Genomic DNA, 12,818 nt, shown 5'->3' on the forward strand with positions numbered 1-12,818 from the left:
TCCCTCGGCTTCGGCGCCGTTCAAGGCAACACGAAGGGCGCGTTCGGTCGATGAAGCCGCGCGGGTCGTGCCGCCAATGCCAACCACGAGCGGGCGGCGAAATTCGAAGCTCTTCAACGAAATACTCCCAGTAGTGCGGCGGGACTGCGCCTGTGCATACGAACGCAGCAGATTATTAAAACATTTTAACGACCGATTTTCCCTGATGGAACCGAGCTTTGCTTGAATCGATATCCGTTTTACGTATTTCGGCGCACATTTCTCGCCCGGAAAGCCGCGCCGCAAGGCGCTCATATGCTTAAGTAATTAGCCCTTCGCAATTGATTATTAAGGCGGCGGCGCAGGTTACGTTAAACTTTCGCCTCTCCAGAACCAGGGATGAACGGCGGCCGGCTTGCCCGAGCGATGTTGCTCAACGGGGAGTTCGTCGCTTTTTTTCGTTTACATGATCGAAATTCGCAATCTGTCGCAGCGTTTCGCGGGGCCACGAGGCTGGATCGAAGCGTTGCATAACGTCAATCTGACGATACCGCCGGGCGAAGTGTTCGGCATCATCGGGCGCAGCGGCGCCGGTAAAAGTACGCTGGTACGCACCATCAACCTGCTGACACGGCCTAGCGAAGGCAGCGTGATCGTGGACGGCCACGACCTCACCACGCTCTCTGCCGCGCAGTTGCGTACGGCTCGCCGCGACATCGGCATGATTTTCCAGCATTTCAACTTGCTGTCGTCGCGGACCGTGTTCGACAACGTCGCGCTGCCGCTCGAACTCGCCGGCATGAAGCGCGGCGAGATCGAGGCGACCGTGCTGCCGTTGCTGGATCTGGTCGGCCTGACCACACAGAAGGACCGCTATCCGTCGCAGATCAGCGGCGGCCAGAAGCAGCGCGTGGGTATCGCCCGGGCGCTGGCGAGCAAGCCCAAGGTGCTGCTATCGGATGAAGCCACTTCCGCGCTCGACCCTGAAACAACCCGCTCGATTCTCGATCTGCTGCGCAAGATCAACAAGGAACTTGGTCTCACCATCGTCCTGATCACGCACCAGATGGATGTGATCAAGCAGGTCTGCGATCGCGTCGCCGTGCTCGATGCCGGCCGTGTGGTCGAAGAAGGCAACGTGGTCGAAGTCTTCATGCAGCCGCATCACGAAGTCACGCGTGCATTGATCGGCGATGTCATCGCGCACGAATTGCCGCCCGCGTTGAAAGCGCGTGTAACCGAGCGCCTGAAGACTGGCGGTCATTTGCTGCGCCTGGCCTTCACGGGGTCCGGCGTGGATCAGCCGATTCTCTCCGAGACCATCCGCCGCTTCGAGCTGGATTTCAACATCCTGCACGGGCAGATCGATGAGATCCAGGGCCAGGCGTTCGGTTCGCTGGCCGTGCTCGCGGGCGGCCAGCCGGTGAACGTCGCCGAGGCGATAGCGTACTTGCGTGAACAGGGTGTGGTGGTGGAGGAGATGTCTCATGTTGAGTGAAATGTTCGATATGTTCGTCCAGTCGTTCTGGGAAACGCTCGTGATGGTGGGCATTTCCGGGCTGGTCGGCGCAGCGCTGGGCTTGCCGCTCGGCGTGCTGCTTTACCTTACTGACCGCGACGGCGTGCTGCGCAATCTCGGCGTGAATCGCGTCATGGGCGGCGTTGTGAATGCAGTGCGTTCGACACCGTTTATCATCCTGCTTGTTGCGGTGATTCCGTTCACGCGGCTGGTGGTGGGGTCGTCCATTGGCACCATGGCGGCCGTTGTGCCGCTGACCATCGCGGCTGCACCGTTCGTTGCGCGCCTTGTCGAAACCGCGCTGCGCGAAGTCGATCGCGGCCTGATCGAAGCAGCACAGGCCATGGGCGCCACGACAAGCCAGATCGTGTTCAAGGTGTTGTTGCCGGAATCGTTGCCGGGCGTGGTCGCGGGTTTGACCATCACGTTCGTGTCACTGGTCGGCTATTCGGCGATGGCCGGCGCGATTGGTGGCGGCGGTCTCGGCGACCTCGGGATTCGTTATGGTTATCAGCGCTTCCTGCCGGAAGTGATGCTGACCGTGGTCGTGATCCTGATCGTGTTCGTGCAACTGGTGCAGTCATTTGGCGACTGGCTTGTGCGTCGTCTCAGTCATAAATAAATTTTTATAGAAAGCTCAGGGGTTAGTCATGCAACGTCGATTCATTTTCAAGCTGGCCGCCGTGATCGGCGCAGCGGCACTGTTCACCAACGTCGCCCAGGCCGACGAAACCATCAAGGTCGGTGTAACCGGCGGCCCGCATGCGCAGGTCATGGAAGTGGTCAAGAAAGTCGCCGCGAAGAACGGCTTGAACATCAAGATCGTGGAGTTCGCGGACTACGTGCAGCCGAACGCGGCCCTGGCTTCGGGCGATCTCGATGCCAACAGCTATCAGCACGCGCCGTATCTCGACGCGCAAGTGAAGGACCGCGGTTACAAGATCATCAAGATCGCCGATACCGTCACGTTCCCGATGGGCATCTATTCGAAGAAGTACAAGTCGCTGGCGGCGTTGCCTGCAGGCGCGCGCATCGCGGTGCCGAACGATCCGACCAACGGCGGCCGCGCGTTGTTGCTGCTGCAGAAAAACGGCCTGCTGAAATTGCGCGCCGATGCGGGTCTGAAAGCAACGCCGCTCGATATTGTCGAGAATCCCAGGAAGCTGAAGATCGTCGAACTCGATGCCGCGCAGATCCCGCGTTCGCTCGCCGACGTGGACGCGGCCGCGATCAACACGAACTTCGCGATGGAAGCCGGTTTGAAGCCGAAGCAGGACGCGATTGCGATTGAAGATCCGAACGGCCCCTATTCGAACATCATCGCCATTCGCGCCGCCGACAAGGACAAGCCTTGGGTTGCGAAGCTGGTTGCCGCGTATCACTCGGCGGCAGTCAAGCAGTTTATCGAAGGGAAGTATGCCGGTGCGGTGATCGCTGCCTGGTAACTGGACATTCCGTCGTGGAAAAAAACGCGCTCTCTCCCGAAAGGGTCAGGGCGCGTTGTACTTCTGGGTCGCTCCGAGGGTAAACGCCGAGATTTTTCGAGGCCGTCAGAAAGCAGGCAGAAGGCTTGGACTTCTTATACTGGCCGCACATTAGAACAAGATACCGGCTTGGTACTGAAGAAGGAGACGCTTCGCATGATGTTGTTTCGCCGCCTGTTCACGTCAGCTTGCATGGCTGCGCTGCTTTGCGCCGCGACGTCCGCGCACGCGGAGAAGCTGACGCTCATGGCGGGCGGCACCTCCAAGATCGTCTATCTGCCGCTGGTTCTTGCCTCGCAACTCGGCTACTTCAAGGACGAAGGCCTCGATTTCGAAATCATCTCGCAACCGGCCGGCGTCGATACCGCGACGGAACTGCTGGCGGGCGCGATCCAGGGCGCGGTGGGTTTTTACGATCACACCATCGACCTGCAGAGCCGCGGCAAGGAAGTCGAAGCGCTGGTCGTGTTCAACAAGAGCGCGGGACTGGTCGAGCTGGTTTCGAAGAGATCAGCTTCGGGATTTCGCAGCATGGCCGATGCAAAAGGCGCGACGCTCGGCGTGACCGGACTTGGATCGTCCACTTATTTCCTGACACGTTTTCTCGCGGCGCGCGCCGGGTTGTCACCGAAGGATTATTCCGTATTGCCAGTTGGATCGGACGACAGTTTTATCGCGGCGATGGAGCAGGGACGCATCGATGCGGGCATGGTCGAAGAGCCCAGCGCCAGCCGCTTGCTGGCAAGCGGACGCGCAACCGTGCTGGTGGATATGCGCAGCGTCGAAGGCACCATGTCCGCGCTCGGCGGCGCCTACGCAGGGTCGTGCTTCTACGCTCAGCGCTCGTGGGTCAACACGCATCGCGATCAGGCGCAAAAGCTCGTGCGTGCGCTGGTGCGCTCGCTTGCTTTCATAGCGTCGCATAGCGCAGAAGACATCACGGCCCGGTTGCCGCCGGATTTCTACGGACAGGACAAAGCGCTCTATATCAGCGCGCTCAAGACCGCGATTCCAACCTTTACGCGAGACGGACGCATGCCCGACGAGTCGCCCGCTGCAGTGCTCAACGTTCTCACGCGCGTCAATTCAACGCTCGATCCGCGCCATATCGACTTGTCGGGGACGTACACCAATGAGTTCGTGGATCGTGTGAAGCTCAGCGCGAAGTAATTCCCGGAGACGAAAATGAAAGCGATAGGTATTGAACAGTACGGCGGACCCGAGGTCCTTATTCATAAGGATATCGAAGTACCTCAGCCAAAAGAAGGCGAGGTGCTCGTGAAGGTCAGGTGCGCCGGCATCAATTTCATGGACATTCATACGCGGCAGGGCAAGTACAAGACGTCACGGACGTATCCGGTGCGTCTTCCGTGCACGCTCGGCATGGAAGGCTCCGGCGACGTGGCGAAGCTGGGTGCGGGCGTTACATCGTTCGATCTTGGTGACCGCGTGGCCTGGTGCATTTCGTGGGGCGCATATGCAGAATACGCCATCGTTCCCGCCTCGCGTCTAGCGCATATCCCGGATTCCATTGCCTACGATCTGGCCGCCGCCGCGATCTTTCAGGGCTCGACGGCGCATTATCTGATCGACGATGTGGGGCAGATCAAGGCAGGCAGCACGTGCCTGATCCATGCGGCATCGGGTGGTATCGGCCAGTTGCTGGTGCAGCTCGCGAAGCGTCGCGGCGCGACCGTTTTCGCGACAACCAGCAGCGAGTCCAAGGCCGAGGTCGCGCGCAAGCACGGCGCCGACCACGTGATGCTCTACGACAACGGACGCTTCGCCGATCGCGTGCGTGAAGCAACGGACGGCAAAGGCGTGGACGTGGTGTACGACGCGGTCGGCCGCACCACGCTGCGCGACAGCTTTCGTGCGACGCGCGTTCGCGGTCTTGTTGTCAATTATGGGTCGGTGGCGGGGTCGCTGACGGACCTCGATCCTATCGAGCTAGGCGAAGCCGGATCGTTGTTCCTGACGCGTCCACGGCTGGCCGATCATCTCGCCGATGCCGAAACCGTCCAGCGCCGCGCGAGCGACGTATTTGCGGCGCTTGCCGATGGTTCCCTCACGATCGGCATCAGTGGCCGCTATACGCTCGACAACGTCGAAGAGGCGCATGCGCAACTGGAAGAACGACGCCAGCTTGGCAAGTCCGTAGTGATGATCGGATAGCCGCACGCGTTTGACATTTTTTATCGGCGCTACGTAGCTTGGCGCGATGCATCCCTAAAGAAGGCTCCTCCATGTCCTCACACGCAATGTCTGCCGGCGAGTCGAAAGCCAAGGCGGTTTTCCGCGTCGTCAGCGGTAACTTCCTCGAAATGTACGACTTCACGGTCTACGGGTATTACGCCTCGGCCATCGCCAGAACCTACTTCCCGGGGGGCAGCGAATTTGCATCATTGATGCTCGCGCTTTCGGTGTTCGGCGCCGGTTTCCTGATGCGGCCGATCGGTGCCATCGTGCTCGGCGCGTATATCGATCATCACGGTCGCCGCAAGGGCTTGATCCTCACGCTGACCCTCATGGCGATAGGCACGGCCTGCGTTGCCTTCGTGCCCGGGTATGCCACCATCGGCATGCTGGCGCCGGTGCTTGTGCTTACAGGGCGCTTGCTCCAAGGGTTCTCGGCGGGCGTGGAACTGGGCGGGGTATCGGTGTATCTGTCCGAGATCGCGACGAAAGGGAACAAGGGCTTTTTCTGCGCGTGGCAGTCGGCCAGCCAGCAAGTCGCGGTGGTGGTCGCGGCGTTGCTCGGCGTGATCCTGAATCAGGTGGTCTCGGCCGAACACATGAGCACATGGGGATGGCGCGTGCCGTTCCTGATCGGTTGCCTGATCGTTCCATTCGTTGTGTATATCCGCCGGTCGCTGAAGGAAACCGATGAGTTCATCGCCCGCAAGCATCATCCGGCGATCAGCGAAATCATGAAGTCGATGGTGCAGCATCGCAGGCTGGTGCTCGCGGGCATGGGCCTCGTGATCATGACGACCGTCTCGTTCTACATGATCGCCGCCTACACGCCGACGTTCGGCAAGGAAGTGCTCAAGCTGTCGTCGCGGGACGCGCTGCTCGTGACAGTATGCGTGGGTTTGTCGAACTTTTTATGGTTGCCGATCTCCGGCGCTGTGTCGGATCGAATCGGACGGCGTCCGGTGTTGCTGACCTTTACTGTCCTCGCGGTTCTGACGGCTTATCCGGCGGTGCAGTGGCTGGTCGCCGAACCTTCGTTCGGACGCTTGCTCGGGGTCGAGTTGTGGCTGTCGTTTCTTTACGCCTGGTACAACGGCGCGATGATCGTGGCGCTGACCGAGATCATGCCGGCCGAAGTCAGGACCACGGGGTTCTCGATTGCATACAGCCTTGCATCGACGGTTGGCGGATTCACGCCGGCCATCTCCACCTACCTGATTCACGTGACGGGGAACAAGGCCGCGCCCGGCATCTGGATGGGGCTCGCGGCGGCTTGCGGGCTGGTGGCGACGTTGGTGCTCTACCGGACGGCGCAGGCGCGCAGGCAATATAAACTCGCGTAATGTGTTTTTTCCCCTGGAGGTGCATGCCGCGCCTCGGGGCAAAAATTCACGAATAACGCGGTGACCGTAATGAAGCTACTGCTGGTCGAGGACAACGAGCAACTCGCTCACTGGCTCGCTAAAATCCTGGAAGACGATGGTTTCGTGCTCGATCGCGTGAGCGACGGCGATGCCGCAGACCGGTTCCTGCGCACCACGCGCTACGACGTCGTGCTGCTGGATCTGAACCTGCCGAACCTGTCGGGCAAAGGCGTGTTGCGGCGCTTGCGCGAACGCGGCGACGACACGCCTGTGCTGATCCTCACGGCAAGCGGTTCCGTCGATGAAAAAGTGATCTGCCTGAGCGCCGGCGCGGACGACTACGTGGTCAAGCCATTCGACGCACGCGAACTGGTTGCGCGCGTCAAGGTGCTGGTGCGGCGCCAACTGCCGTCGCGCTCGAACAGCGTGCGTTGCGGCGATCTTTCCTACGATATCGACCGGCGGCAATTTTCGGTTTCCGGCGAGACGCTGAACCTGACGCCACGCGAACACGCCGTCCTCGAAACGTTGATCCTCAAGGCCAGGAAGACGGTATCGAAACCGATGCTGGCGGACTCTCTCGGCAGTTCGACCACTCATACCAGCGAAGACGCGATTGAAATCTACGTGTCAAGGCTGCGCAAGAAGCTCGAAAAAAGCACCGCGACGATCATCACCCTGAGAGGTCTGGGTTACCTCTTGCAAGCCGGCGACGATGACGAATAGCCTGCGTTTGCGCTTGCTGCTCTGGCTGCTGTTGCCGCTCACGGTGTACGTGTTCGCGGCCGGTTTCATGGCGCGTGAAAGCGCGCAGAAAACGGCGAGCCTGATTCAGGACAACGCGCTCCTTGCGTCCGCCCGGGTCATGGCAGGCGATGTCAAATGGGACGACAGCGACCTGCACGCCGACATCTCGCCGAGCGCCATCGAAATCCTGAGTTCGCCCTATGGCGACCGCGTGTTTTTTCGCATCAGGGTGATCGACGGTCCTCCGATTGCGGGAACGTCCGATCTCGAGCAAGTCGAGCCGGCCACGTCGCCAGGATGGTACGACACGCAAGTCGATGGCCAGCCGGTGCGCGCGGTATCGATCATTCGCCCCATGTATGACTCGGGCGAGAGCGAGCGCATCCTGGTGTCGGTCGGCAGGACCGAGCTGGAACGCGACGCGCTCGCGGCCGACCTGTGGCGGCCGCAATTGCTGCATTTCGCGGAGATCATCGGGATTGCCGTCGTGCTGGTGTGTGTGGGCCTGACCTTCGAATTAAGGCATTTGATGGCCTTGACCAAGGACGTGCGCGATCGCGCGCCGAGCGAGCTCGTCCCCTTGCGTTCGGCGCATCTGCAAAGTGAATTGCGGCCTATCGTCGATGCCATCAATCAATGCATTGCGCGCATCGAGCGTCAGACGGCCATGCAGCGCCGTTTCATTTCCCATGCCGCACATCAGTTGCGAACGCCGCTGACGCTGCTCGGCGCACAGTTGCAATATGCGCGCCGGCATGACGATCTTGCGACGGTCAAGGAGACCTTGTCGGCCATGCACAAGAGCAACGGCGCACTGGTTTCGTTGACCAACCAGTTGCTTCTGCTTGCGCAGGCCGAGACCGCAGACTACAGTCATTTCGAAGGTGAGCGAGTCGATCTGCGCGAGGTCGCAACGACGGTCATCGAAGAATTGGCGCTGCTTGCGGAGCGTCGCGAGATCGAGCTCTCGGCGCAGCTCGCCGACAACACGTTCCTGCTGGGCAATGCGCGCCTGCTGTCCGTGCTGGTTTTCAATCTCATCGATAACGCCATTCGATACACGCCGCCATCAGGACACGTGTCGCTTCTGATCGAGCGGCGTGACAAGTCGATCCTGCTGCTCGTGACCGACGATGGTCCGGGCATTCCAGCCGATGTTCGCGACCGTGTATTCGAGCCTTTCTTCAGAGCGTCTGCCGAGGAGGGCAGTGGACTGGGTCTTGCCATCGTGCGAGAGATCGTGCGGGCGCATCGTGCGCAAATTCGCATGGACGATGGTCCTGGCGGGAAGGGACTTGCCGTGCACATCGAATTTTCAGCTTGAGGGGCAGGAAGTCGCACAAGAAAAAACGCGCGGACTCGATGGCCGCGCGTGCGTTGTACCAGACGAAGGCTTTTCAGCGCGTCAGCTTTCTTCAGCCCACGCCATGTTTTCCCGCGCCATCAATGCCGACGATGCCGCCGGTCCAAACGTCCCCGCCGTATAAGTACGCGGACGATCGTTCAGTTCTTTCCAGCCATCCAGAATGGGTTCGACCCACGCCCACGCCGCTTCGAGTTCGTCACGGCGCATGAAGTGCGTCAGGCGGCCGCGCATCACATCGATAAGCAAACGCTCGTACGCTTCCGCGCGACGCTCGGTGAACGCCTGTTGCAAATCGAGGTTCAGGTTCACGGGCAGCATATGCATGCCGCTGCCGGGTTCCTTCGCGAGCATTTGCAGCTGGATCGATTCCTCGGGTTGCAACTGGATGATCAGACGGTTGCCGTAATTACGCGGACCGCTCGGGATGATCGAAAACGGCAGGTCGGCGAATTCGATCACGATTTCCGATTGTTTCTTCTGCAACCGCTTGCCGGTGCGCAGGAAGAAGGGCACGTTCGCCCAGCGCCAGTTGTTGATATGCGCGCGAATGGCCACGAAGGTTTCCGCGCGGCTGTCCGCCGGCACGTTGTCCTCTTCCATGTATCCCTTCACCGGCTCGCCGCCGATCGCGCCCGGGCTGTACTGGCCGCGCACGGTGTCGCGGGCAATATCGGCGACCGTCATCTTGCGAAGCGAGCGCAGCACCTTGAGCTTTTCATCGCGAACGGCGTCCGGATCGAGCGATACCGGCGGCTCCATGGCCACGATGCACAACAGTTGCAGCAAGTGGTTCTGCACCATGTCGCGCAACGCGCCGGTCTGGTCATAGAAGCCCGCACGGCTTCCGACGCCCACTGTTTCGGCCACGGTGATCTGCACGCTCTTGATGTACGGCGCTTGCCACAATGGTCCGAAGATCGCATTGCCGAAGCGCAGCACCATCAGGTTCTGCACCGTTTCCTTGCCGAGATAATGGTCGATACGATAAATCTGCGCTTCGGCGAAATGACGTCCCACGGATGAATTGATCGCCTGTGCCGACGCGAGATCATGGCCCAGCGGTTTTTCCAGCACGACGCGCGAGTTTGCGTCGACGAGACCGGACGCCGCGAGGTTGTCGCAGATGGTCGTGAAGAGTTCCGGTGACGTCGCGAGGTAAAACACGCGGCACACGTCCTTGCGCGCCACTTCAGCGAGGTTCAGATAGTCGCCCGGCTGATCGATGTTGATGCGCACGTATTCAAAGAGGCTCAGGAACGTGTCCCACGACTGCGGATCGAGCGCTTTGGCGTCGACGAACGGTTTCGATTGTTCCTGCACGAACTGTACGTACTGCTCGCGTGACCAGTCACGGCGGCCAATGGCGATGATGCGTGTTTGCGGGGGCAGGTTGTCATGCAAGTGAGCCATATACAGCGCGGGCAGAAGCTTGCGTGCGGACAGGTCGCCGGCGCCGCCGAAGATGATCATGTCGACGGGCAGGTCGGGCGCAGCTGAAGGAGTTTGAGTGGTCATGGCGCGTAGGGGAATCGCAGGTTGATGCAGTCAAATTTGCGCTCTGTAAGAGCGGCCTTTTACGACGCTGAGTATGTCGTTATACCAGTTACGCCTGGATCGGGCTTTTATGGCAATGTTGAAGGCGGTGTACGTAATACCGTAGCTTGCCGGATGAATATTTCAAGAATACGAGAGATAAAGCGTCCGGGCGGTCGGGATAAGCGCTTCGGTTCCGGCTGTGCAGACCAGTGTAGGTAGACGGGCCGACCTTGGCAACCTGCTTGCGATTCGAGCGGACTCGCATACGGTTGGCCGTGCGCGCCCGCAGAAAAACACCTTAAATCCAGCCGCTTTCCCTGAATACGTCAAGCACCTTGTCGAGCGTGGGAACGATTGCATCGGGGACGTAATCGGGCAACAGCGTCCGGCCGGTTCGCCGGTCGACCCAGATGCATCGGAAGCCGATTTCACGCGCGGCCGCGTGGTCCAGATGCGGACTCGCGCAGATATGAACCACGTCGTCCTTGCTGACTCCCAGCGCCCGGTACGCATGATTGAAAATGACAGGCGAGGGCTTGTACGCGCTCGCCTGCTGCGCCGTGATGACCCGGTCGATGCACCCGTCCAGTTGCGCCACGTTGCCGGCGATAATGTCGTCGTCCGTATTGGAGACGATGCACAAATTGAAGCCTGCATCCTTCAGCGCCTGGAGCGTCGCGACCACTTCCGGAAACGGCGGCATGGCAGAGATGCTGCCCGTAAGCACTTCGATATCCGATGCTTGCGCCGGCAATCCCAGTTCGGTCATCGCAAGCCGCAACCCGTCGCCTGCGACTTCACGAAACGAGCGATGCGGTGTCAACTGCTCCAGGTGATGCTCGTGCCGGTCATATACATCGATCAGTTCATCGACGTCCGTTCCGCTTTCACGCTGTTTCGCGAGGATCGTCGAAACTGCGGCGCGCAGGCCCTCGTCCCATTGGATCAGCGTGCCGTAGCAGTCGAAGGTCAGCCAGATTGGCCGCGATGTTTGCTTGAGGTTCATTGTTTGGGTCCGTGGTCCAGGAGATCGACTTGAACACAGTTTCGAGTTTGGTGGTTCAGCTTGCAAGCGCGTTGCATTAGCCTCGGAAATACCGGATGCGCCCGTCGCCGATATGTTCGTATCTAAAGGCGAGATCATCAAGGCCTGCAAGAAGCGATCTGCAAAATTCGCCGAGCCCTTGAAGCCTGCCTGTCAGGGCTCGGCGCAACTTCCTTAAGCCACGAAATATCCGTAGGGCGCATCGAGAAGCGGTGCCGGCACTTCCTCTGCGCACGGACGGTCTCATGGCCGAACTCTTTAGGTAGAAGACCCATTCTCGTTGGGTGCCGCTTGCAAAATCAGTCGCGCGTACCAAAAACATTTTCGTCATAATCACGAAAATCGCTCAAGCAGTCTTTGCAATAAAGCTGTGTACTTTCAGTTGTCTTGGCCCAATGATCAAACTCGATGACCTGCTTATCTTCGTGACGGCCGCAGACAGCGGCAGCCTGTCGGCGGCCGCGCGTCAACTCAATTTGACGCCGTCGGTGGCAAGTGTCGGGCTCAAGCGGCTGGAAACGGAACTGGGCGTCAGGCTGCTCGCGCGTTCGACGCGCAGCTTGCGGCTTACACCGGACGGCGAGCGCTATCTGCAATACGCCCGCAACGTCATGGGCGAAGTGGAGGCAGGGCGGCATGCGGTGGCGCGAGGCCGCAAGGCGATAGGAGGGACGGTATCGTTATCGATTCCATCCGACCTTGGACGCCACAAGCTGGCGCCCTGGCTCGATGAATTCCAGGAAAAACATCCCGACGTCACGCTGCAGGTGCGGATTGGCGATCGTGTCACCAACATGTTCAGCAACCCCGTCGACCTTGCGGTCCGATATGGGACGCCCGAGGATTCAACGCTGATTGCATTGCCGTTGGCGCCGGAGAACAGGCGGGTGTTGTGCGCGTCGCCCGCGTATTTATCGAAGCATGCTTACCCGCTCGTCCCCGAGGACTTGCTCAAGCATAATTGCCTGCGCTTTTCGCTGAGCGATACCGTTCATGACCATTGGATGTTTTATTCCGATGGCGAACCGGTGTCGGTGAATGTACGCGGCAATCGCAGCAGCGATGACGGAGAACTGGTCCGTCGATGGGCGGTCGCCGGACAGGGTCTCGCGTATAAATCAAGAATCGATGTGCTTGCCGATCTGCGTAGCGGCGCGCTTCAGGCTTTGTTGACCGAGCTGGAAGGCGAGAGCGCGCCGCTGAGCCTTGTGTGTGCGCATCGGCTGATGCTTTCTCCCACGATCAACGCATTGCGCGATTTCTTGCAACAGCGGATCGCGCTTTATTTAGCGGGACCCGCCTGAAGCAACTTGTTCAAACCACTGCCGCCAGCCCCAGCGTGAAGATCAGCGCGGTCACGGAGATGATCGTCTCGCAGACGGTCCACGTCTTGAAGGTCTGCGTCACCGTCATGCCGAAGTATTCCTTCACCAGCCAGAAGCCACCGTCGTTGACATGCGACAGGATCAGCGAACCTGCGCCCGTGGCAAGCACCAGCAGTTCAGGGCGTACGCCGGTCGCGGTCGCATGTCAACGACGGTGGCTTCTGGCTGGTGAAGGAATACTTCGGCATGACGGTGAA

The 12,818-nt window shown here is 60.0% G+C and carries 12 protein-coding genes and 2 pseudogenes; 10 read left to right on the top strand and 4 right to left on the bottom strand.

Features of this window, described 5'->3' with window-relative positions; translation table 11 throughout:
* Nucleotides 1-117 (bottom strand): annotated as a pseudogene (locus ACRXB1_RS17115) (FMN reductase); the annotation flags it as partial.
* A 328-nt stretch (nucleotides 118-445) separates the two neighbouring features.
* On the opposite strand from ACRXB1_RS17115, the gene ACRXB1_RS17120 reads away from it, so the two are divergent.
* The 8 genes from ACRXB1_RS17120 (at nucleotide 446) to ACRXB1_RS17155 (ending at nucleotide 8,613) form a co-directional block, all read left to right on the top strand.
* The gene (locus ACRXB1_RS17120; protein WP_062172435.1) at nucleotides 446-1,477 is read left to right on the top strand and encodes a methionine ABC transporter ATP-binding protein; all 1,032 of its coding nucleotides are present in this window, start codon (nucleotides 446-448) and stop codon (nucleotides 1,475-1,477) included.
* Nucleotides 1,467-2,120 carry a methionine ABC transporter permease gene (locus ACRXB1_RS17125; RefSeq protein ID WP_062002724.1) on the top strand — a complete coding sequence of 218 codons (654 nt, stop codon included), beginning with the start codon at nucleotides 1,467-1,469 and terminating at the stop codon, nucleotides 2,118-2,120. The genes ACRXB1_RS17120 and ACRXB1_RS17125 overlap by 11 nt, the downstream gene beginning before the upstream one ends.
* A gap of 28 nt (nucleotides 2,121-2,148) precedes the next feature.
* A complete protein-coding gene (locus ACRXB1_RS17130) occupies nucleotides 2,149-2,943 on the top strand; it encodes a MetQ/NlpA family ABC transporter substrate-binding protein (RefSeq protein ID WP_449492646.1) in 795 nt (264 codons plus the stop codon).
* Between the two features lie 195 nt (nucleotides 2,944-3,138).
* Nucleotides 3,139-4,152 carry an ABC transporter substrate-binding protein gene (locus ACRXB1_RS17135; RefSeq protein ID WP_449492647.1) on the top strand — a complete coding sequence of 338 codons (1,014 nt, stop codon included), beginning with the start codon at nucleotides 3,139-3,141 and terminating at the stop codon, nucleotides 4,150-4,152.
* A 15-nt stretch (nucleotides 4,153-4,167) separates the two neighbouring features.
* On the top strand, nucleotides 4,168-5,157 hold the full coding sequence (locus tag ACRXB1_RS17140; protein WP_062172437.1) for a quinone oxidoreductase family protein: 990 nt from the start codon (nucleotides 4,168-4,170) through the stop codon (nucleotides 5,155-5,157).
* Between the two features lie 71 nt (nucleotides 5,158-5,228).
* Nucleotides 5,229-6,521, top strand: a complete 1,293-nt coding sequence (gene tcuC / locus ACRXB1_RS17145) for an MFS transporter (protein WP_062172438.1) — start codon at nucleotides 5,229-5,231, stop codon at nucleotides 6,519-6,521.
* 69 nt (nucleotides 6,522-6,590) lie between these two features.
* Complete coding sequence (locus ACRXB1_RS17150) at nucleotides 6,591-7,268, top strand: response regulator transcription factor (RefSeq protein ID WP_062002729.1); 678 nt, start codon at nucleotides 6,591-6,593, stop codon at nucleotides 7,266-7,268.
* A complete protein-coding gene (locus tag ACRXB1_RS17155; RefSeq protein WP_449492648.1) occupies nucleotides 7,258-8,613 on the top strand; it encodes a sensor histidine kinase in 1,356 nt (451 codons plus the stop codon). Before ACRXB1_RS17150 ends, ACRXB1_RS17155 begins: the two co-directional genes overlap by 11 nt.
* Nucleotides 8,614-8,694: 81 nt before the next feature.
* Here ACRXB1_RS17155 and zwf read toward each other — a convergent pair whose 3' ends face one another.
* Nucleotides 8,695-10,170, bottom strand: a complete 1,476-nt coding sequence (gene zwf, locus ACRXB1_RS17160) for a glucose-6-phosphate dehydrogenase (protein WP_062002731.1) — start codon at nucleotides 10,168-10,170, stop codon at nucleotides 8,695-8,697.
* Between the two features lie 319 nt (nucleotides 10,171-10,489).
* A complete protein-coding gene (locus ACRXB1_RS17165) occupies nucleotides 10,490-11,197 on the bottom strand; it encodes a haloacid dehalogenase type II (RefSeq protein ID WP_449492649.1) in 708 nt (235 codons plus the stop codon).
* 434 nt (nucleotides 11,198-11,631) lie between these two features.
* On the opposite strand from ACRXB1_RS17165, the gene ACRXB1_RS17170 reads away from it, so the two are divergent.
* Nucleotides 11,632-12,540 carry a LysR substrate-binding domain-containing protein gene (locus ACRXB1_RS17170; RefSeq protein ID WP_449492650.1) on the top strand — a complete coding sequence of 303 codons (909 nt, stop codon included), beginning with the start codon at nucleotides 11,632-11,634 and terminating at the stop codon, nucleotides 12,538-12,540.
* Between the two features lie 10 nt (nucleotides 12,541-12,550).
* Here the strand turns inward: ACRXB1_RS17170 and ACRXB1_RS17175 are convergent.
* Nucleotides 12,551-12,763 (bottom strand): annotated as a pseudogene (locus ACRXB1_RS17175) (GntT/GntP/DsdX family permease); the annotation flags it as partial.
* Between ACRXB1_RS17175 and ACRXB1_RS17180 the strand changes: the two are divergent.
* A partial coding sequence (locus tag ACRXB1_RS17180; protein WP_449492651.1) for a GntT/GntP/DsdX family permease occupies nucleotides 12,712-12,818 on the top strand: 107 nt, incomplete at its 3' end. The pseudogene ACRXB1_RS17175 and the gene ACRXB1_RS17180 sit on opposite strands and share 52 nt — an antisense overlap.

The sequence above is a fragment of the Caballeronia sp. M23-90 genome, assembly GCF_053574605.1.